Raw genomic sequence first — 20,495 nt, 5'->3', positions numbered from 1 at the left:
TTTGAAACAGTTTCCTGATAAAAGGATTGCCTCATGGCTCTCGACGTTCAAGAAAAAGCTCAAATCGTAGCTGACTACCAGCAAGCTGTTGGTGACACTGGTTCGCCAGAAGTGCAAGTTGCACTGCTGACCCACAACATCAACAAGCTGCAAGGTCACTTCAAGATCAACGGTAAAGATCACCACTCCCGTCGTGGTCTGATCCGCATGGTAAACCAGCGTCGTAAGCTGCTGGACTACCTGAAAGGCAAGGATCTGGGTCGTTACCAGGCTCTGATCGGTCGCCTGGGTCTGCGTCGCTAATAAGCGATTGCGCTAGAGGTTGGTTGTCTGTCGTACGTCAGTGGGTTTCCCGCTGGCGCATGGCAGGCTCCCAGCCTCAAGTTTTATCTGGATACCTGCTTTACCTGGACAATGACAGTCGGGCCGATTCCCGGCGTTGCCCAAGAATTTCGCAAGAAGACAAGTTCCCCAAGAGCCACAAAAGAAGGTAGGACACCGTGAACCCGGTAATCAAAAAATTCCAGTTCGGTCAGTCGACCGTTACCCTCGAGACTGGCCGTATCGCCCGTCAGGCCTCCGGCGCAGTATTGGTCACCGTTGACGACGACGTCAGCGTGTTGGTGACTGTGGTCGGCGCCAAGCAAGCCGATCCAGGCAAGGGCTTCTTCCCTCTGTCCGTTCACTACCAGGAAAAGACTTACGCTGCCGGTAAGATCCCTGGCGGTTTCTTCAAGCGCGAAGGCCGTCCTTCCGAGAAAGAAACCCTGACTTCCCGACTGATCGACCGTCCGATCCGTCCGCTGTTCCCAGAAGGCTTCATGAACGAAGTGCAGGTTGTCTGCACCGTCGTTTCCACCAGCAAGAAGACCGATCCGGACATCGCTGCGATGATCGGTACCTCGGCTGCCCTGGCTATCTCCGGCATTCCTTTCGATGGCCCGATCGGCGCTGCACGCGTTGCGTTCCACGAAAGCACTGGCTACCTGCTGAACCCGACTTACGAACAACAGAAAGCTTCGAGCCTGGACATGGTCGTTGCCGGTACTTCGGAAGCCGTGTTGATGGTTGAATCGGAAGCCAAAGAGCTGACCGAAGACCAGATGCTGGGCGCGGTACTGTTTGCTCACGACGAGTTCCAGGTGGTGATCAACGCCGTTAAAGAACTGGCCGCTGAAGCTGCCAAGCCAACCTGGACCTGGGCTCCTGCGCCTGAAGCCACCGCTCTGCTGGGCGCTATCCGTGCCGAGTTCGGCGACGCGATCTCCCAGGCTTACACCATCACCATCAAGGCCGACCGTTACGCTCGCCTGGGTGAGCTGAAAGACCAGGTTGTGGCCAAGCTGTCCGGTGAAGAAGGTCAGCCTTCCTCCAGCGAAGTCAAAGCTGCTTTCGGCGAAATCGAATACCGCACCGTTCGCGAAAACATCGTTAACGGCAAGCCACGTATCGACGGCCGCGACACCAAGACCGTACGTCCTTTGAACATCGAAGTCGGTGTTCTGCCAAAGACCCACGGTTCGGCTCTGTTCACCCGTGGCGAAACCCAGGCTCTGGTAGTCGCGACTCTGGGCACCGCCCGTGACGCACAACTGCTGGATACCCTGGAAGGCGAGAAAAAAGACCCGTTCATGCTGCACTACAACTTCCCTCCGTTCTCGGTAGGTGAGTGTGGTCGTATGGGTGGCGCTGGTCGTCGCGAAATCGGTCACGGCCGTCTGGCCCGTCGTTCTATTGCAGCCATGCTGCCTGCTGCCGACGTGTTCCCGTACACCATCCGTGTTGTATCGGAAATCACCGAGTCCAACGGTTCGAGCTCCATGGCTTCGGTCTGCGGCGCTTCCCTGGCTCTGATGGATGCCGGCGTTCCGATGAAGGCACCGGTTGCCGGTATCGCCATGGGTCTGGTTAAAGAAGGCGAGAAATTCGCCGTCCTGACCGACATCCTGGGTGACGAAGACCACTTGGGCGACATGGACTTCAAAGTAGCCGGTACCGCCAAAGGTGTGACCGCGCTGCAGATGGACATCAAGATCAAAGGCATCACCGAAGAAATCATGGAGATCGCTCTGGGCCAAGCCCTGGAAGCGCGTCTGAACATCCTCGGTCAGATGAACCAGATCATTGGCCAGTCGCGTACCGAACTGTCGGAAAACGCTCCGACCATGATCGCGATGAAAATCGACACCGACAAAATCCGTGATGTCATCGGTAAAGGCGGCGCGACCATTCGTGCGATCTGTGAAGAGACCAAGGCTTCGATCGACATCGAAGATGACGGCTCGATCAAGATCTTCGGCGAAACCAAGGAAGCGGCTGAAGCGGCACGTCAGCGCGTTCTGGGCATCACCGCAGAAGCTGAAATCGGCAAGATCTACGTCGGTAAGGTTGAGCGCATCGTCGACTTCGGCGCATTCGTCAACATCCTGCCGGGCAAGGACGGTCTGGTTCACATCTCGATGCTGAGCGATGCTCGCGTTGAGAAAGTGACCGACATCCTGAAAGAAGGCCAGGAAGTGGAAGTACTGGTACTGGACGTGGACAACCGCGGCCGTATCAAGCTGTCCATCAAAGACGTAGCAGCAGCCAAGGCTTCGGGCGTTTAATCACTCCCCACGCCTGACCGCTTCAACGTTATAAAAAATGCCCCGCAGTGAAAGCTGCGGGGCATTTTTTTGCCTGCAAAAAAATGAGACGAGCCATGAAGTTGCCTGACCCCAAAGTCAGTGCTAGGTTTAGCCCACTGCCCGTGTAGCTCAGTTGGTAGAGCAGCGCACTCGTAACGCGAAGGTCGCAGGTTCGATTCCTGTCTCGGGCACGAGCGACACGTTGTTTTCAGATGATCCCGAATGGTTCTGAAGGCCAGACAAACCGGGCTTCAAACGGTTTTTTTGCGTCAGAGAGATCCTTGATGATCCAGATCCATCTTCCATTCCCCAGATCAAAGAGAACGCCATGACCGTTAAAGAATTGACCCAAGAAGCCAGACACGAAGAAGCGCTGAAGAAGTATTTGCTGGAGTCGCCCCAGCTAGCCGAAGAGATCAAGGACTTGCCCGCCGACGATCAGAAAGACCAGGTCCAGTGGGCATTCGAGGATGAGGCAGAATCCCAGGGCTTGCAGCCGTGGGAACTGACGCTCAAGTACACCTCAACTCCTGAAGAGTTCGAGGCTGCGCGCCTTGTTCTGCACAAGGAGGCTGCCGAGGTGTTGGGCGTCGAGTGGGAAGAGTACTGCGAGATGAATAATCTGGTGGTCTGACCTGTGGGAGCGAGCCTGCTCGCGAAGAGGGCGTGTCAGTCGACGTAATTGACGCCTGACTCACCCCTTTCGCGAGCAGGCTCGCTCCCACATTTGGCACGAGTGTTTTCTCGATCAAAGGCTCAGGCGCATCGACAGGTCGACAGCCTTCACATCCTTGGTCATCGCACCAATCGAGATGTAATCCACCCCGGTTTCGGCGATCGGTAGCAGCGTGCTTTCGTTGATACCGCCGCTGGCCTCCAGTTTCGCCTTGCCGCCGTTCAGGCGCACGGCTTCACGCATGTCATCCAGACTCAACTCATCGAGCATGATGATGTCGGCACCGGCCGCCAGGGCTTCCTTCAGCTCCTCCAGGCTTTCCACTTCGATCTCCACCGGTTTGCCCGGGGCAATCTTGTGCGCGGCTTTGATGGCCTCCGGGATGCCACCGCAGGCGGCAATATGGTTTTCCTTGATCAGGAAGGCGTCGTACAGGCCGATGCGGTGGTTATGGCACCCGCCGCAGGTCACGGCATACTTCTGCGCCAGACGCAGCCCCGGCAAGGTTTTGCGGGTGTCGAGCAACTTCACCTGGGTCTCGGCAACGTAATCCGCCAGGTACTGCGCGCGCGTGGCCACGCCAGAAAGCAACTGCAGGAAGTTCAGTGCACTGCGTTCGCCCGTTAGTAGCGAGCGCGCCGGGCCTTCGAGGTGGAACAGCACCTGATTGGGTTTCACCCGCTCGCCATCGCGCACCTGCCAGTGCACCGCAACACGTGGATCCAGCTGCCGAAACACTGCATCAACCCAGGCTGTGCCGCAGATGACGGCAGCGTCGCGGGTGATGATCGTGGCTTTGGCCAGGCGTTCGGCCGGGATCAGCTGTGCGGTGATGTCGCCGCTGCCGATGTCTTCGAGCAACGCACGGCGCACGTTGGCTTCGATTTCGGCGGTCAAATCGGCGAGACGTAGATTCGGCATAACGGACTCCACAAACAAAGTGGCGCGATTATAGGGCCATGGCGCTAGGCAACCCAAGGCATCAGAGGCATTCCCATCGCTCTGAAACCTGCATTTGGTCGATTCGCCTGTGCAATCGACACTCAGTCAGCGTGTGCCATAAGCGTCTATTTCAATGGGAAACGCAGAGTCTGCTGGTAGAGGGGACATCTTTTGCAAGATAATCCGCCTTGCTTTTGACGTCATGGCTTTGACGTGGATTTGGATTGACGATTATTCGAAGACTCACCGTTTCAGGAGGCCTGAATGCACAACGACGGGAATGTAGTGCCTTTGCACAAGGTTGCTACCGACCAGGCGACCCACTCGCCGCTCGCCCGCCTGCCTGTGATTCTGCTTCAGGTTCGCGACAAGGCCGCCCAACAGCTCAGGCATGGTTTGCAGGAACTGTTCGATAACGCCGACGACACACTGTTCGAAATGGCCGACCGGGCCCGCAATGACGTCGAACAGAACCTCTTCTTCGAAGCCATGCGCGACTTGCGCCTCAAGCGCAAAAACATCGAACGCGGCTTTCTCGAACAATTCTTCGCGGCTTTTGTCAGCCTCACCCAGTACGACATCACTCAGTCCGCCTCGCCCCAGACGTTGGTCTTCGACGCTTCGGTGGCGCTGCCCGATGACGACATGGAGCGCAGCGTGACAGTGGAGGCGATGGTCAGCAAAGTGCTGAACCGCGACGGCTTCGCCCTGGACCAACTGATCGCCCGACTCAGCGCACTGCTGGGCAGGGAACTGCTCGATCAGCACAATCCCATGGGGCCGGCGATGCTTTGCGGGTACTTTATGCAGGCCGGGCGCAACCTGGGGGTGGAGATCAAGGTCAAGCTGATCATCCTCAAACTGTTCGAGCGCTATGTGCTCAGGGATGCCAATCAGCTCTACGCCGAAGCCAATCAGTTGCTGATCGCTACCGGTGTTCTGCCGGACCTTAAGCCCGCCCCTGCGCGTCGGGCCAAGGATCGTGCGGCGTCCAGCGTCGGAGCTGAACCCGCGCCGGCCAACACTCGCGCAGGTGTCCCGCCGATCGACGACAGCGTGCAGGAAGTCTTCGCCGCGTTGCAGGAATTGCTGTTTCACGTGCGCGGCAGTGTCGCGCCGACTCTTGAAGCCAGTGCCCAGACACAGCCGATTTCCACCTGCGACCTAATGCGGCTGCTCTCGCACTTGCAGCAATATGTGCCGGCGCCGGCAGCCCAGGACGACTTCGATCTGCGAAACCAGCTCGAACAACTGCTGACCCGGGTCAGCGTCAAAAGTGGCAAATCACGCGTGGTCGGGGTGGCCGACGAAGACGTGATCAACCTGATCGCCATGCTCTTCGAATGCATCCTCGATGACCGCAACCTGCCGGATTCGCTCAAGGCGTTGATCGGCCGTTTGCAGATCCCGATGCTGAAAGTGGCGGTGCTCGACAAGAGCTTCTTCAGCCGCAGCAGTCACCCGGCCCCACGCCTGCTCAATGAAATCGCCACCGCAGCCATGGGCTGGGGCGAGTGCGACGACCATCAACGCGACAGCCTGTATCTGCGCATCGAGCAAGTGGTACAGCGGTTGTTGAATGATTTTGTCGATGATCCGGCGGTGTTTTCCGAAATGCTGGCCGATTTTCTCGCCTTCACCAGCGACGAGCGCCGTCGCAGCGAGTTGCTGGAGCAACGTACCCGTGACGCCGAAGAAGGACGCGCCAGGACTGAGCTGGCCCGTCAGCGCGTCGAACAGGTACTGAATCAGGCCTTGTTGGGCAAAGTATTGCCGCAACGGGTGGTGGTGTTTGTCCAGGAAGCGTGGAGCCAGGTGCTGCTGCTGACCTGTCTCAAGCACGGCGATCAGTCGGCCGAGTGGCACGCCGATGTGCAGTCGATGGAGCAATTGATCTGGAGCGTGCAGCGTCATGATGAGCCTGATGCGAGCCTGCGCTTGTTGGCGCTGGTGCCTGGGTTGCTCAAGTCGCTGCGCGACGGGCTGAGCGGTTCGGCCTTCGATCCGTTCGCCACCAGCGAATTTTTCAGCGAGCTGGAAGCCTTGCACGTTCAGCTGTTCGAGCGTCCAGGGCAAAAGCTTGAACAGCCTGTCGATACGCCGGTAATGGTCCAAGTGCTGCAGGAAATCGTCCTGCGAACCGCGGACGAAGGGCCAGCCGAAACGGCGTCAGTGCGCTTGCCGGAGGACGATGCCGGTCTGCTTCAGGTCGATCAACTGCGGTTGGGGTGCTGGGTCGAGTTTCAGGAAGACGAGGAAAACACCCTTCGCTGCAAGCTGGCGGCGATTATTGAAGCCACCGGCAAATACATTTTCGTCAATCGCACCGGGATGAAAGTGCTGGAGCGCAGCCGCACCGGTCTGGCGCAGGAATTCCGTCGTGGCGCGGTGCGCGCGCTGGACGACACTTTGCTGTTCGACCGGGCGCTGGAGTCGGTGATCGGCAACCTGCGGCGCCTCAATCACGGCAAGTGATCGCGCGCCGAGGGTCTATCGCGGCATACTGGGCGCCTACACAGTCGTCGTTGAAGGAACCTGTATGCAGTTGGACCCCGCGAGTGGTTGGTGTCAGGGCGTAGATATTTGCCCCTCGCCCAACTTCAATGCGCGCCCCTCGGACGAAATTTCCCTGCTGGTGATCCACAACATCAGTTTGCCGCCTGCGCAATTCGCCACCGGCAAGGTGCAGGAATTTTTCCAGAATCGTCTGGATGTCACGGAGCACCCCTACTTTGAAGGGATCGCCAACCTGCGTGTGTCTGCGCACTTTCTGATCGAACGTGACGGCACCGTCACTCAGTTTGTCTCTTGTCTTGAGCGTGCCTGGCATGCCGGCGTCTCGAGTTTCGAAGGGCGGGAAACCTGTAACGATTTTTCCGTGGGTATTGAACTTGAAGGCACGGATGATCTGCCGTTCACCGACGCTCAGTATCAAGCGTTGACAACCCTGACCCGACAGCTGCAAAGCGCGTTCACGGCCATCATCGCACAGCGCATTTGCGGGCACAGCGACATCGCACCCGGGCGTAAAACCGATCCTGGGCCGGCGTTCGACTGGGCACGCTATCGTGCCGCCCTGGCAAAAGAGGAACAACAATGAGTTTTCTGGTGTTGCTGTTGGCGGTCTGGATCGAGAAATTCTCGGCCCTGCGTCATCGGGTTCAGCGCGATGGTGGATGGGTTCGCGAGCTGAACAAGCTTGAGGTCAGTCCGCGTCTGGCGAAAAGTCCGTGGCTGATCCTGGTGATACTGGTGTTGTTGCCAGTGGCACTGCTGGGTTTGCTGCTGGTGGTACTGGACCCGGTGGCTTACGGTTTGCTGGCGTTGCCGGTGCACCTGCTGGTGGTGATTTACAGTCTGGGCCGCGGTGATCTGCTGGCCGGTCTCGGGCCGTTTCGCGATGCCTGGCGTCGGGAAGACCTGCAAGCTGCCGCTCATGTAGCGGACCGCGATGTGGGTATCTGCGCCGATAGCGGCGAACAACTGTTGGAACGGGTCGAGGGGCATCTGCTGTGGGAGGCTTATCAGAGCTTTTTCGCGGTGATTTTCTGGTACTTCCTGCTGGGGCCGGTTGCAGCCCTGAGCTATCGACTGCTGGCCCTGGCCGAAGAGCACGGGCAAAACCCGGCCGTGGTCGAGCGCGCCGTAAAACTGCGTCATGCGTTCGACTGGGTGCCGGTGCGTCTGCTGGCGGCGAGTTTTGCGTTGGTCGGCAATTTTGTCGCGGTCGGCCGAGTGATGTTGCACGAGCTGCTGAACTGGAACATCAGCGCCGCCCAATTGATCGAGAAGGTCGGGCTGGTGGCGGGTGAAATCCCGGCGCCAGTGGTCGGGCCTGACGGCATCAACAGCCTCGACCGGATCTGGGAACTGCTGCTGCGCGCGGCAGTACTCTGGTACGCCGGTTTCGCGTTGTGGACCGTCCTTCCGTAATGACGCTGACCCCTGTAGCAGCTGGCGCAGCCTGCGTTCGGCTGCGCAGCAGTCGCCAATTCATTCACCGCGGTTTGTCTGGCTCACTGCGTAATCAGTATTTACGACTGCTGCGCAGCCGGACGCAGGCTTCGCCAGCTGCTACAAGACCGCGTGCATCTCGCCGTTAACCTTAAGTTACAAAACCTCCCGTCGATTTAGGCTATACAGAGCTAGCGCCGAATAGTGGCTATCTGCTGTCGACCCGCGCCTGCCAATAAAAATAAGAAATCAAAGGGAGACTTCCAGTGAAGAGCTTGCTCTATCCCGCCGTCGCGCTGATGAATCGCCTGAGCTTTGGCATGAAGTTCAGCCTGATCAGCGTGCTGTTCCTTGTGCCGATGTTGGTGACCAACTTCTATCTGGTGCGCGATTCTTATCGAGAATTCCAGGGCACCCGGGTCGAGCTGCAGAGCCTTGACCTGCTGGGCAGCAGCCTGACGTTACGGCGCGATCTGGAAACCCTGAACAACCTGGTGCAGATCAACGTCACCCTTGGTCAGTCCGGCAAGGCTGGCAATGTCGAGTCGCAGATCAGTACTCTGGGGCAAAATGTGCTGACCCGTTTGCAAGGGCTGACGGCGATGACCGCGGACCCCGAGCAAATCATGGTTTTCGATGGCAAGCGCGATGAAATGATCGCCGCGTTCAAGGCCCAGCAAGCGGAAAACTCCCTGCAAAGCAAAAGCGCGATGATCGGCAAGTTGCTCGGCAACGCACAAATTTTCAGCCAGATCATCGCCAGTCAGGCCGGCCTCAGCCGCGACACCCAGAGCGACATGCGCCAGCTGAGCGAACTCATCACCAATGTCACCCCGCCCGTGACCCAGCTTCTGGGCGAAGGCCGGGCGATGGGCTCTTTTTCGCTGGGGCAGGGCTTTCTCAACTCGGCATCGAGTACCCGTTTTGATGAGTTGCTGGCGCAGATCGAAAAACTGCACGCCGAATATGCCCTGAAGTTGCAGGACGCGCTGGGCTCCAGCAAAGCGGCACGGGAAACCCTGGCCGCTCAGGCCGATAGCAGCAAGGCATCGTTGAAAAAGGCCAGTGAACTGTTCGAAGAGCAGGTAGTGATGGCGGACACGCTGGATGCGCCGTGGCAGGGCTTTTACGATCAGGTCACGGGCCTGATGGACAAGACCTACCAACTCAACGAAGCCACCCTGAAGTTTCTCGGCACCCAGCTGCAACAGCGACTGGAGCAGAACCGCACCCATATGGTCTTGCAGGCCGTGGCGCTGTCGGTGGTGTTCGTGTTGATTTTTTACCTCTATGGCGGCTTCTACGCCTCGACCCGCACCACCCTCAAGCGTCTTGGCGCGGTGATGGATAAGGTCGCGGCCGGCGACATGACGGTGACTTTCAGCGCCAACAGCCGCGATGAACTGGGCGAGTTGGGCGAGGTGTTCAACGGCACCGTAAAGAAAATCCATGACCTGATCGAGCGGGTGGGGCACACCGTCGGTGAGGTCGAGCGCCAGGCCGGGCAGGTGCAGAACGTCTCCACCCAGAGCAACCAGGCCGTGGCGGGGCAGCGCTCGCAGATCGAGCAGGTCGCCACGGCCATGAACCAGATGTCGGCCACCTCCCTTGAGGTTGCACGCAGTGCCGCAGCAGCGGTCAGCAGCGCTCATAGCGTCAACGATGAGACCATCAGCGGGCGCGGGCTGGTGGAATCCCAGCAGGGCAGCATCGCTGCACTGGCCAGTGAGATCGACCAGTCGGTGCTGGTGATCAATCAGCTGGCCAGCGACAGCCAGTCCATCAGCCGTGTGCTGGAGGTGATCAAGAGCATCGCCGAACAGACCAACCTCTTGGCCCTCAACGCCGCCATCGAAGCCGCTCGGGCCGGTGAGCAAGGCCGTGGTTTTGCGGTGGTGGCGGACGAGGTCCGGACACTGGCCAAGCGCACCCAGCAATCGACCGAGGAAATCGAGCAGATGATCGCCAAGCTGCACAGCGGTGTCGGCGCCGCGGTGAAGGCGATGGGGACCAGTCATCAGATGGCCAACGGCACGGTGGGGCAGTCGGAAAAGGTTCAGCAAGCGCTGGAAAACATCCTCGGTGCCGTCGGCATGATTGTCGATCAGAACCAGCAAATTGCCGCCGCGGTAGAGCAGCAGACCGCCGTGGCCCATGACATCGACCAGAATATTGTCGAGATTAACCGTGCCGGTGAGCGTACTGCCGAAGGTGCACACCAGACGGAGGACGCCAGTCGCGCGTTGTCGGCTCAGGTGGTGGAGCTGAAGCAACTGATCAGCGCGTTCCGGGTCTGAAGCCACCCCGGCACACCTGTGGGAGCGAGCCTGCTCGCGAAAGCGGTCTTCAGTCGACATCAATGTTGAGTGATATACCGATTCGCGAGCAGGCTCGCTCCCACAGGTTTTTATGCTCCGTCTGTAGTATTTGTTCCCTTCTCAGGTAGGCAATGTCCGGTTTTCATCCGTCGTCTGGTTTTTGGTCTTTAATGACGGAAGATCAATCACTTGGACCTGCCCTGAGGAGGCTCGGTTATGTCAGCTGTAACGATTGGAATCCAGGGTCATTGCGCTCATTGCGGGAGCACACTTCTGCTCAAACCCTGGCAACTCAACGCCATTGCGATCAACGAAGCGTTCGAGTGTTCCCACTGCCAGAAAGCGTTGCAACTGAACGATCCGAAACAGATCAAGCGCTTCAAGTCCCTCGACTCCCTGGCATTGCTGCGGGCGAGCACGTTGGTCATGGTTTGTACCGCGTTGCTGGTGGCGTTGGTGTTGGAGTGGATCGGGATGTTCAGCGTCGTGGAGCAACTGAATTTTTCGCTGTTGGCGATTTTCGTCTATTTCGCCGTCATGCGGTTTGCCCGGCACCGGCAACACATGACGCTGACGCTGGAAGCCGCCAAAGCCCACGCCGACTGATTACCAGTTGAACAGCTCACAAGCGTTGACCGTGCTGGCGGCGGCCAATTGCTCAGGGCTGATTGCCATGATCCCGGCCAATGCCGAGCAGATCGCCGGCAGATGCGCCGGGCTGTTGCGTTGGCCGGGGAACATGGCGGGCGCCATGTCCGGCGAATCGGTTTCCAGTACCACCGATTCAAGCGGCAATTCGGCCAGCACACGATGCATGCGCAGGGCCTGAGGCCACGTCGCGGCACCGCCCAGGCCCAGTTTGAAACCGAGTTTGATGTATTCGCGGGCTTCTTCTTTGCTGCCGGCGAAGGCATGAATGATCCCCGCGCGTTTCAAGCGAAACCGTTTAAGCGTGGCAATCACCGCCGCGTGGCTGCGTCGCACATGAATCAGCGCGGGAAGATTGAAGTCCGCCGCCAGTTGCAATTGCGCATCGAACAGTGCCTGTTGGCGTTCACGGTCCAGGGTTTCGATAAAGTAATCCAGACCGATCTCGCCCACCGCGCACAACTGTCGATGACCCGCCAACCGGGTCAGCCAATCACCCAGTTCGTGTAAATCTTCAGGGCGATGATCACCCAGATACACCGGATGCAAACCGAACGCCGCATACAGATCGGGATCGCTCTGCACCAGATCCCAGACCCGCTGCCAATTGCCCTGATAAACCCCCAGCACCACCATCCGCCGCACCCCGAGGGCGCGGCTCTCGGCCAGCAGCGCCTGACGATCCTCGTCGAAGTCCGGAAAATCCAGATGAGTGTGGCTGTCGATCAGCTCCACGGTTCAGTCCTGGCGAATACGCTGTTTGAAGGTCCGCGCGATGGCCTGCACACCGGGTCGGTAATCCGATTGCTCGATGGCCGCCAGGGCCAGTTCCAGAGCCTTGTCGGCGATGAGCTGATGCTGTTGGGCCATGGCGTTGACCGGCAGCGGCAGGAAATCCAGCAGCTGTGTGTCGCCGAAGGTGCCGAGGCGCAGCGGGCGGGTTCTGAGCGGGAAGTCGTGCAAGGCATCGAATACGCCCTGAAGTAGCACGTAGGATGTGGTCACCAGCGCATCCGGCAAATGGCCCAGACGCTGTAGCAGTTCTTCCATCAACTGTTTGCCGCACTCACGGCTGAACGACTCGCCGTGTTCGATCAGTACTTCGCCTTTGAACCCGTCCAACGCTTCTTTGAAACCGCCCGCCCGCTCCTGGCTGATGCTCAGTTCCGGGCGTGCGCCGATCAGTGCGATCTGTTTGGGCAGCGGGTCCAGTAGACTGCGGGTCAGTTGCAGGCTGGCCTCGCGGTCATCACTGATCACCGAACAGAAATGCTCAGGCTCCATGACCCGGTCGATCGCGATGATCGGAATGCCCTTGGCCTGCAATTGGCGATAGCTGTCATCGCCGGCCGGCAGGCAACTGGCAACGATCAATGCATCGCAGCGTCGGGCCCGGAACAGTTTCAGCAATTGTCGTTCGCTGTCCGGTGCATCGTCGGAACTGGCGATCAGCAGCTGATAGCCGCGAGCCCGGGCGCCTTGTTCCAGCAGTTTGGCGATGCGCGCGTAACTGGGGTTTTCCAGGTCCGGCAGAATGAAACCCAAGGTGCGGGTGTGCCGACTGCGCAGCCCGGCAGCTTGGGGATTGGGCGTAAAGCCATGTTGTTCGACGACCGCACGCACGCGCTCGACGGTGGCACTGCTGATACGTTGTTGTTCTGCCTTGCCATTGATGACATAGCTGGCGGTGGTAACGGACACACCGGCCAGTTGGGCGATATCACTGAGTTTCAACCCGGGTTTTCCTTGTTTTTTCGAGCTTGCCTCGACATTTTCGCCAATCCTACCCGATTAAGGCAGGCGACCATCGTTGCGACGCATCCGACAATTGGACTTCAAGGATGAGACATTATCGAGTAACGTGCCAATCATTCTAGATTAAACGTTTCAGCAAGCGTATTTTCTACGTTATGGGCTCCTTTGCCGGTTCTGCCGCGAAACCGCCAAAAGTTGTGACTAAGGGCCTAAGCTGAATCATTCAAAACAATACCTGGCGTCAAAAGGCGCCAAAAAGGAGAAAGCATGCTCGAGCTCACCATAGAGCAGATATCCATGGGCCAATCGGCTGTGGATAAGTCCGCAGCGTTGCACCTGCTGGCGCAGCATCTGGTCACCGATGGCCTGGTGGCCGAGGGTTATCTCGCCGGGTTGCAGGCGCGCGAAGCCCAGGGCTCGACCTTTCTCGGTCAAGGTATTGCCATCCCCCACGGTACGCCGGAAACCCGCGATCAGGTGTTTTCCACCGGCGTGCGGCTGATGCAGTTTCCTGAAGGCGTGGACTGGGGCGACGGTCAGATCGTCTACCTGGCGATCGGTATTGCGGCCAAATCCGACGAACACCTGCGCCTGTTGCAATTGCTGACCCGCGCCCTCGGCGAAACCGACCTGGGCCAGGCGCTGCGTCGCGCCAGTTCCGCCGAAGCTTTGTTGAAACTGCTGCAAGGCGCGCCGCAAGAACTGGCGCTGGATGCACAGATGATCGGCCTCGGTGTGTCCGCCGATGACTTCGAAGAGCTGGTCTGGCGTGGTGCACGTTTGCTGCGTCAGGCCGATTGTGTGAGCAACGGTTTCTCTGCCGTGTTGCAGCAGGTCGATGCGTTGCCGCTAGGCGATGGCCTGTGGTGGTTGCACAGCGAGCAAACGGTCAAGCGTCCGGGCCTGGCCTTCGTCACCCCGGACAAACCCATGCGCTACCTCGGCCAGCCGCTCAGCGGTCTGTTTTGCCTGGCCAGTCTCGGTGAAGCCCATCAGGCCTTGCTCGAACGCCTTTGTGCGTTGCTGATCGAAGGTCGCGGCCACGAATTGGGCCGGGCCACCAGCAGCCGTAAAGTCCTTGAAGTCCTGGGCGGTGAGCTGCCGGCGGATTGGCCGAGCGCTCGCATCGCGCTGGCCAACGCCCACGGCTTGCACGCGCGTCCGGCGAAGATCCTCGCGCAACTGGCGAAAAGTTTTGAAGGTGAAATCCGCGTACGCATCGTCGATGGCCAGGACAGCGCCGTGTCGGTGAAGAGCTTGAGCAAACTGCTCAGCCTCGGCGCCCGTCGCGGTCAGGTGCTGGAATTTGTCGCCGAACCGAGCATCGCCGCCGATGCCTTGCCAGCCTTGCTGGCCGCCATCGAAGAAGGCCTCGGTGAAGAAGTCGAGCCGTTGCCAGCCGTGAGCCAGCAGCGCGAAGTGATCGCCGATGTGGCCGAAGTGGTCCTTGCGCCAGCCTCCGGCAGTCTGGTTCAGGCCATCGCCGCCGCACCGGGCATCGCCATCGGCCCGGCGCACATTCAAGTGCTGCAAACCATTGATTACCCGCTGCGCGGTGAGTCTGCCGCCATCGAGCGCGAGCGTCTCCAGCAGGCGTTGGCGGACGTGCGTCGCGACATCGAAGGTTTGATTGAACGCAGCAAGTCCAAAGCCATTCGCGAGATCTTCATCACCCACCAGGAAATGCTCGACGACCCGGAATTGACCGATGAAGTCGACACCCGTCTCAAGCAGGGCGAAAGCGCCGAAGCGGCGTGGATGGCGGTGATTGAAGCGGCGGCCAAACAACAGGAATCGCTGCAGGACGCCTTGCTCGCCGAGCGCGCCGCCGACTTGCGCGACATCGGCCGTCGAGTGCTGGCGCAACTGAGTGGCGTCGAAACCCCGAGCGAGCCGGAGCAGCCGTACATTCTGGTGATGGATGAAGTCGGTCCGTCCGATGTCGCCCGTCTTGATCCGGCGCGCGTCGCCGGCATCCTCACCGCCCGTGGTGGCGCCACCGCTCACAGCGCGATTGTCGCCCGAGCCCTCGGGATTCCGGCGCTGGTCGGTGCCGGCCCGTCCGTGTTGCTGCTGGCACCGGGTACGCCGTTGCTGATTGATGGCCAACGCGGCCGCCTGCACGTAGACGCCGACGCGGCGACCTTGCAGCGCGCCACCGAAGAGCGCGACACCCGCGAGCTGCGTCTGAAAGCGGCCGCCGAACAACGTCATCAACCGGCCCTGACCACTGACGGTCATGCAGTCGAAGTGTTCGCCAATATTGGTGAAAGCGCGGGCGTCACCAGCGCGGTGGAGCAGGGCGCCGAAGGCATTGGCCTGCTGCGCACCGAACTGATTTTCATGGCCCACTCGCAAGCGCCGGACGAGGCGACCCAGGAAGTCGAATACCGTCGCGTCCTCGATGGTCTGGCCGGTCGGCCGCTGGTGGTGCGCACCCTCGACGTGGGTGGTGACAAACCGCTGCCATATTGGCCGATCGCCAAAGAAGAAAACCCGTTCCTCGGCGTGCGCGGTATTCGCCTGACCCTGCAACGTCCGCACATCATGGAAGCGCAGTTGCGCGCGTTGCTGCGCGCTGCGGACAACCGTCCATTGCGGATCATGTTTCCCATGGTCGGCAGCGTCGATGAATGGCGCCAGGCGCGGGACATGACCGAACGTCTGCGTCTGGAGATTCCGGTTGCCGATCTGCAACTGGGGATCATGATTGAAGTGCCGTCGGCTGCATTGTTGGCGCCGGTGTTGGCCAAAGAGGTCGACTTCTTCAGCGTCGGCACCAATGACCTGACCCAATACACCCTGGCCATCGACCGTGGTCATCCGACCTTGTCGGCCCAGGCGGACGGCTTGCACCCGGCGGTGCTGCAACTGATCGACATCACCGTGCGCGCGGCGCATGCCCACGGCAAGTGGGTCGGCGTGTGCGGCGAGTTGGCGGCCGATCCGCTGGCGGTGCCGGTGCTGGTCGGACTGGGTGTGGACGAGCTCAGTGTGTCGGGTCGCAGCATTGCCGAGGTCAAGGCGCGGGTTCGCGAACTCAGCCTGGCGCAGACCCAAATCCTTGCCCAACAGGCCCTGGCCGTGGGCAGCGCCAATGAAGTGCGCGCACTAGTGGAGGCCCTGTAATGGCCAAGATCCTGACCCTGACCCTCAACCCGGCGCTGGACCTCACGGTCCAGTTGCCGCTGCTGACCCCCGGCCAAGTCAACCGTAGCGACGAGATGCACACACATGCCGCCGGTAAAGGCGTGAACGTGGCACAAGTGCTGGCGGACCTTGGGCATCAGCTCACGGTCAGCGGTTTCCTCGGGGAGGACAACCTTCAAGCGTTCGAAACGCTGTTCGCCAAACGCGGGTTTGTCGACGCGTTCATCCGTGTTCCGGGTGAGACGCGCAGCAACATCAAACTGGCGGAAAGCAATGGACGCATCACCGACATCAACGGTCCGGGACCTTTGGTCAGTGAGGCCGCGCAGCAGGCGTTGCTTGATCGACTTGATCAGATTGCACCCGATCATGACGCAGTCGTCGTTGCCGGCAGCTTGCCCCAAGGCATCAGTCCGCAGTGGTTGCAGGCATTGATTGTGCGTTTGAAAAATTTCGGTTTGAACGTGGCGCTGGACACCAGTGGTGAAGCCTTGCGGGCGGCGCTCGAGGCTGGACCTTGGCTGATCAAGCCGAACACCGAAGAACTGGCCGATGTGCTGGGCTGCGAGGTGGTTTCGGTGGCAGCGCAAGCGCAAGCCGCGAGCCGCTTGCATGCTCAAGGCATCGAACACGTGGTGATCTCCGACGGCGCCGATGGCGTGAACTGGTTCAGTGTCGGCTCGGCGATGCATGCCACGCCGCCCAAGGTCAGTGTCGTCAGCACCGTGGGCGCAGGCGATTCGTTACTGGCCGGCATGCTCCACGGTTTGCTCAGCGCCGACACGCCTGAACAGACCTTGCGCACCGCCACGGCGATTGCCGCGATGGCGGTCACCCAGATTGGTTTCGGTATTGGCAACGCCACGCAGTTGGCGCGGCTCGAACAGGGCGTGCGCATGCGCACCCTGACAGAACAATAAGAGGGTATGTCATGAAGTTAGCCATTGTTACGGCCTGCCCGAACGGCATGGTCACCAGTGTGCTGTGCGCCCGTTTGCTCGACGCGGCGGCCCAGCGTCAGGGCTGGAGCACCAGTGTCGAAGTCAACGATGCTGCGCACCCTGAACGCCAATTGTCGGCGGCCACGATCGAGGCGGCCGAGTGGGTGTTGCTGGTGACCAGCGCGCCGGTGGATATGTCGCGATTCGTCGGCAAGCGGGTGTTCCAAAGCACTCCGGCGCAAGCCCTGCAAGATGTCGAAGCGGTGCTGCGTCGCGGTGCTGAAGAGGCTCGGGTTTACGTCGCCCCCGAAGCCGTGGCCGAGCCTGCCGCCCCCGTAAAAAACGCCCCGCGCCTGGTCGCGATTACCGCGTGCCCGACTGGCGTCGCTCACACCTTCATGGCTGCCGAGGCTTTGCAGCAAGCGGCCAAGCGTCTGGGCTACGACCTGCAAGTGGAGACTCAGGGCTCGGTCGGTGCCCGCAATCCGTTGAGTGCAGCGGCGATTGCCGATGCGGACGTGGTGCTGCTGGCCTGCGATATCGAAGTCGCCACCGAGCGTTTTGCCGGCAAGAAGATTTACCGCTGCGGTACCGGCATCGCCCTCAAACAAGCCGAGGTGACGCTGAACAAAGCGTTGGCCGAAGGCACGCAGGAAACCGCTTCGAGCGGTGCCAAAGGCCCGGCCAAGCAAGAGAAAACCGGCGTCTACAAACACCTGCTGACCGGCGTGTCGTTCATGCTGCCGATGGTGGTGGCGGGCGGTCTGATGATCGCCTTGTCGTTTGTGTTCGGCATTACGGCGTTCAAGGAGCCGGGCACGCTTGCGGCGGCGCTGATGCAGATCGGCGGCGAGACCGCATTCAAGCTGATGGTGCCGCTGCTGGCGGGTTACATCGCCTACTCGATCGCCGACCGTCCGGGCCTGGCGCCGGGGATGATTGGCGGTCTGCTGGCAAGCACCTTGGGCGCCGGTTTTATCGGCGGGATCATTGCCGGTTTCATCGCCGGTTACGCGGCGCAGGCGATCAACCGTTATGCGCGCTTGCCGCAAAGTCTTGAGGCGCTGAAACCGATCCTGATCATCCCGCTGCTGGCGAGTCTGTTCACCGGTCTGGTGATGATCTACGTGGTGGGCAAACCGGTGGCCGGAATGCTCGAAGGGCTCACGCACTTCCTCGACAGCATGGGCACCACCAACGCGATTCTGCTCGGTGTGTTGCTGGGCGGGATGATGTGCGTCGACCTTGGCGGGCCGATCAACAAAGCCGCGTATGCGTTCTCGGTGGGGCTGCTGGCGTCGCAAAGTTATGCACCGATGGCCGCGACCATGGCAGCCGGCATGGTGCCGCCGATTGGCTTGGGCATCGCTACGTTTATTGCACGGCGCAAGTTTGCCCAGACCGAACGCGAAGCCGGTAAAGCGGCGTTGGTGTTGGGGCTATGCTTCATCTCCGAAGGCGCGATTCCGTTTGCCGCGAAAGACCCGCTGCGGGTGATCCCGGCGAGCATTGCCGGCGGTGCGCTGACCGGTGCGTTGTCGATGTACTTCGGTTGCAAACTGATGGCACCGCACGGCGGATTGTTCGTTCTGGCGATCCCGAATGCGATCAACCATGCGCTGCTTTATTTGCTGGCGATTGTGGCCGGGAGTTTGCTGACGGCGGTGGTTTATGCGGTGGTCAAGCGGCCGGAAGTCGTTGAGTTGGCGCTGGAACCGGCTAACGCCTGACACCCAATCCTGTGGGAGCGAGCCTGCTCGCGAAGACGGACTTACATTCGACATAGACGTCGACTGTCAGGCCGCTTTCGCGAGCAGGCTCGCTCCCACAGGTGATTTGCTGCACTGGCAGATTTTTGTGTCATGCCTGAGTCATGCGGGCGTGTTTTAGTTTTCCTTTTCAGGGAGAACCTCATGAGCGAATTCGACCTCGGCCGTCGTCGTGTCATACAAGCCGTCGGTGCCGGGCTGTTGTTGCCAGGCCTGGCGCCGGCGGTGATCGCTTCGGTCAAGGATCGGCCGCAACTCACCGATGGCGTGCAGTCCGGCGACGTGCTGGGCGACCGGGCGATGATCTGGAGCCGCTGCGATCGCCCGGCGCGCATGGTGGTGGAATGGGACACCCGCAGCCTGTTCAGCAACCCCCGTCGTTTTGTCTCGCCATTGGCCGTGTCCAATACCGATTTCACTGCCCGCGTCGAACTCACTGGCCTGCCCGCCGACCAGGCGATTTTCTACCGAGTGCACTTCGAAGACGCCCAGAGCGGCGTCGCCAGCGAACCCTGGTTCGGCCATCTGCGCAGCGTGCCGCAAACCCGTCGCGACCTCCGTTTCGTCTGGAGCGGCGACACCGCTGGCCAGGGCTTCGGCATCAACCCGGACATCGGTGGCATGCGTATCTACGAAGCCATGCGTTTGCGCCTGCCAGACTTCTTTATCCACAGCGGCGACACCATCTACGCCGACGGTCCCATACCTGCGCAGCTCACCACAGAGAGCGGCCGCGTGTGGCGCAACATCACCACTGAAGCCAAGAGCAAAGTCGCCGAAACCCTCGACGACTATCGCGGTAATTACCGCTACAACCTGATGGACGAAAACATCCGCCGCTTCAACGCCGAGGTCCCGCAGATCTGGCAATGGGACGACCATGAAGTGGTTAACAACTGGTCGCCGGGCAAGCAGTTGGATGATCGCTACAAGAGCAAAGATATCCACAGCCTGGTCGGCCGCGCGCGTCAGGCCTGGCTCGAATACGCACCGATGCGGTTGCAGAGCGCCGATGGCGGCGGGCGGATATATCGCAAGCTCGGTTACGGTCCGTTGCTCGATGTGTTCGTGCTCGACATGCGCAGCTATCGCGGGGCCAATGACGACAATCTTGGCGGCGCAAAACCTTTCCTCGGTCGAGAACAACTGGACTGGCTGAAGGCTTCGTTGAAAGCCTCCAGTGCGCAATGGAAAGTCATTGCCGCCGACATGCCCATCGGCCTGGGCGTATCGGACGGCGAAGTCAGCCCCGGTGTGGCGCGCTGGGAAGCCGTGGCCAACGGCGACCCGGGACCGGCCCAGGGACGTGAGCTGGAAATCGCCGAATTGTTGGGTTTTCTGCGGGCGCAGCAGGTGCGCAATTTTGTCTGGTTGACGGCGGATGTGCATTACTGCGCGGCGCATCATTACCACCCGGACCGGGCGGCGTTTCAGGATTTCGAACCGTTCTGGGAGTTTGTCGCCGGGCCTCTGAATGCGGGGAGTTTCGGACCTGATTCGCTGGATAAGACCTTTGGTCCCGAGGTGGTGTTCGAGAAAGCACCACCGGCACAGAACACCTCGCCGTTTGCCGGGTTTCAGTTTTTTGGTGAGGTGAATATTGATGGGCAGACGGGGGAGATGAGTGTGGTGTTGCGGGATCTGGATGGGGTCAGTGTGTTTCAACAAAAGTTGCAGCCGGTTTGAAATCGCCCCCTCACCCCAGCCCTCTCCCC

At 60.2% G+C, this 20,495-nt stretch carries 15 protein-coding genes and 1 tRNA gene; 13 read left to right on the top strand and 3 right to left on the bottom strand.

All coding sequences use genetic code 11. The features are described 5' to 3' along the window. Window positions 1–33: 33 nt before the first annotated feature. The 4 genes from rpsO to JFU47_RS13450 all read left to right on the top strand — a co-directional run bounded on the left by rpsO (window position 34) and on the right by JFU47_RS13450 (window position 3,261). Window positions 34–303, top strand: coding sequence for a 30S ribosomal protein S15 (gene rpsO / locus JFU47_RS13465; protein ID WP_140681637.1), 270 nt, complete (start codon window positions 34–36; stop codon window positions 301–303). A 197-nt stretch (window positions 304–500) separates the two neighbouring features. Beyond that, complete coding sequence (gene pnp / locus JFU47_RS13460) at window positions 501–2,606, top strand: polyribonucleotide nucleotidyltransferase (protein WP_123365224.1); 2,106 nt, start codon at window positions 501–503, stop codon at window positions 2,604–2,606. 139 nt (window positions 2,607–2,745) lie between these two features. Beyond that, a tRNA-Thr gene (locus JFU47_RS13455) sits at window positions 2,746–2,818 on the top strand. 137 nt (window positions 2,819–2,955) lie between these two features. Beyond that, window positions 2,956–3,261, top strand: a complete 306-nt coding sequence (locus JFU47_RS13450) for a DUF6388 family protein (protein ID WP_140893851.1) — start codon at window positions 2,956–2,958, stop codon at window positions 3,259–3,261. A 114-nt stretch (window positions 3,262–3,375) separates the two neighbouring features. On the opposite strand, the gene nadC is transcribed toward JFU47_RS13450, so the two are convergent. Next, on the bottom strand, window positions 3,376–4,224 hold the full coding sequence (gene nadC, locus JFU47_RS13445) for a carboxylating nicotinate-nucleotide diphosphorylase (protein WP_129438593.1): 849 nt from the start codon (window positions 4,222–4,224) through the stop codon (window positions 3,376–3,378). A gap of 285 nt (window positions 4,225–4,509) precedes the next feature. On the opposite strand from nadC, the gene JFU47_RS13440 reads away from it, so the two are divergent. From JFU47_RS13440 to JFU47_RS13420, 5 genes are all read left to right on the top strand, one after another. After that, window positions 4,510–6,720 carry a DUF1631 domain-containing protein gene (locus tag JFU47_RS13440; protein WP_201183491.1) on the top strand — a complete coding sequence of 737 codons (2,211 nt, stop codon included), beginning with the start codon at window positions 4,510–4,512 and terminating at the stop codon, window positions 6,718–6,720. A gap of 64 nt (window positions 6,721–6,784) precedes the next feature. After that, complete coding sequence (gene ampD, locus JFU47_RS13435; protein ID WP_201183489.1) at window positions 6,785–7,345, top strand: 1,6-anhydro-N-acetylmuramyl-L-alanine amidase AmpD; 561 nt, start codon at window positions 6,785–6,787, stop codon at window positions 7,343–7,345. Next, a complete protein-coding gene (ampE, locus tag JFU47_RS13430; protein ID WP_201183487.1) occupies window positions 7,342–8,178 on the top strand; it encodes a regulatory signaling modulator protein AmpE in 837 nt (278 codons plus the stop codon). The genes ampD and ampE overlap by 4 nt, the downstream gene beginning before the upstream one ends. Window positions 8,179–8,465: 287 nt before the next feature. Further along, window positions 8,466–10,496: a methyl-accepting chemotaxis protein gene (locus tag JFU47_RS13425; protein WP_201183485.1), complete on the top strand. Its 2,031-nt coding sequence runs from the start codon at window positions 8,466–8,468 to the stop codon at window positions 10,494–10,496. Window positions 10,497–10,733: 237 nt separating this feature from the next. Beyond that, on the top strand, window positions 10,734–11,123 hold the full coding sequence (locus tag JFU47_RS13420) for a hypothetical protein (RefSeq protein ID WP_140681625.1): 390 nt from the start codon (window positions 10,734–10,736) through the stop codon (window positions 11,121–11,123). Here the strand turns inward: JFU47_RS13420 and JFU47_RS13415 are convergent, their stop codons facing one another. Next, the gene (locus JFU47_RS13415) at window positions 11,124–11,900 is read right to left on the bottom strand and encodes a TatD family hydrolase (RefSeq protein WP_201183483.1); all 777 of its coding nucleotides are present in this window, start codon (window positions 11,898–11,900) and stop codon (window positions 11,124–11,126) included. A gap of 3 nt (window positions 11,901–11,903) precedes the next feature. Beyond that, window positions 11,904–12,899, bottom strand: a complete 996-nt coding sequence (gene cra / locus JFU47_RS13410) for a catabolite repressor/activator (RefSeq protein ID WP_201183481.1) — start codon at window positions 12,897–12,899, stop codon at window positions 11,904–11,906. A gap of 288 nt (window positions 12,900–13,187) precedes the next feature. Between cra and ptsP the strand changes: the two genes are divergently transcribed. From ptsP to JFU47_RS13390, 4 genes are all read left to right on the top strand, one after another. After that, window positions 13,188–16,049, top strand: a complete 2,862-nt coding sequence (gene ptsP, locus JFU47_RS13405; protein WP_201183479.1) for a phosphoenolpyruvate--protein phosphotransferase — start codon at window positions 13,188–13,190, stop codon at window positions 16,047–16,049. Continuing rightward, window positions 16,049–16,990 (top strand): 1-phosphofructokinase, encoded by a 942-nt coding sequence (pfkB, locus tag JFU47_RS13400; RefSeq protein WP_201183477.1) that lies wholly within the window; start codon window positions 16,049–16,051, stop codon window positions 16,988–16,990. Before ptsP ends, pfkB begins: the two co-directional genes overlap by 1 nt. 11 nt (window positions 16,991–17,001) lie before the next feature. Then, a complete protein-coding gene (locus tag JFU47_RS13395) occupies window positions 17,002–18,741 on the top strand; it encodes a PTS fructose-like transporter subunit IIB (RefSeq protein WP_201183475.1) in 1,740 nt (579 codons plus the stop codon). Between the two features lie 183 nt (window positions 18,742–18,924). After that, window positions 18,925–20,466: an alkaline phosphatase D family protein gene (locus JFU47_RS13390; protein ID WP_201183473.1), complete on the top strand. Its 1,542-nt coding sequence runs from the start codon at window positions 18,925–18,927 to the stop codon at window positions 20,464–20,466. The last annotated feature ends 29 nt before the right edge of the window (window positions 20,467–20,495 follow it).

Origin of the sequence: Pseudomonas sp. TH39(2020), from assembly GCF_016650715.1 — a bacterium.
Taxonomy (GTDB): domain Bacteria; phylum Pseudomonadota; class Gammaproteobacteria; order Pseudomonadales; family Pseudomonadaceae; genus Aquipseudomonas; species Aquipseudomonas mandelii_C.
The sequence above is the reverse complement of the archived record's forward strand: the minus strand, read 5'-3'. Positions and strand labels throughout refer to the sequence as shown.

What these genes read in the sequence shown, in the direction of transcription:
- rpsO (WP_140681637.1), top strand. Translation starts at nt 34, where the DNA reads ATGGCTCTCGACGTTCAAGAAAAAGCTCAAATCGTAGCTGACTACCAG.
- JFU47_RS13450 (WP_140893851.1), top strand. Translation starts at nt 2,956, where the DNA reads ATGACCGTTAAAGAATTGACCCAAGAAGCCAGACACGAAGAAGCGCTG.
- nadC (WP_129438593.1), bottom strand. Translation starts at nt 4,224, where the DNA reads ATGCCGAATCTACGTCTCGCCGATTTGACCGCCGAAATCGAAGCCAAC.
- JFU47_RS13440 (WP_201183491.1), top strand. Translation starts at nt 4,510, where the DNA reads ATGCACAACGACGGGAATGTAGTGCCTTTGCACAAGGTTGCTACCGAC.
- ampD (WP_201183489.1), top strand. Translation starts at nt 6,785, where the DNA reads ATGCAGTTGGACCCCGCGAGTGGTTGGTGTCAGGGCGTAGATATTTGC.
- ampE (WP_201183487.1), top strand. Translation starts at nt 7,342, where the DNA reads ATGAGTTTTCTGGTGTTGCTGTTGGCGGTCTGGATCGAGAAATTCTCG.
- JFU47_RS13420 (WP_140681625.1), top strand. Translation starts at nt 10,734, where the DNA reads ATGTCAGCTGTAACGATTGGAATCCAGGGTCATTGCGCTCATTGCGGG.
- ptsP (WP_201183479.1), top strand. Translation starts at nt 13,188, where the DNA reads ATGCTCGAGCTCACCATAGAGCAGATATCCATGGGCCAATCGGCTGTG.
- pfkB (WP_201183477.1), top strand. Translation starts at nt 16,049, where the DNA reads ATGGCCAAGATCCTGACCCTGACCCTCAACCCGGCGCTGGACCTCACG.
- JFU47_RS13395 (WP_201183475.1), top strand. Translation starts at nt 17,002, where the DNA reads ATGAAGTTAGCCATTGTTACGGCCTGCCCGAACGGCATGGTCACCAGT.
- JFU47_RS13390 (WP_201183473.1), top strand. Translation starts at nt 18,925, where the DNA reads ATGAGCGAATTCGACCTCGGCCGTCGTCGTGTCATACAAGCCGTCGGT.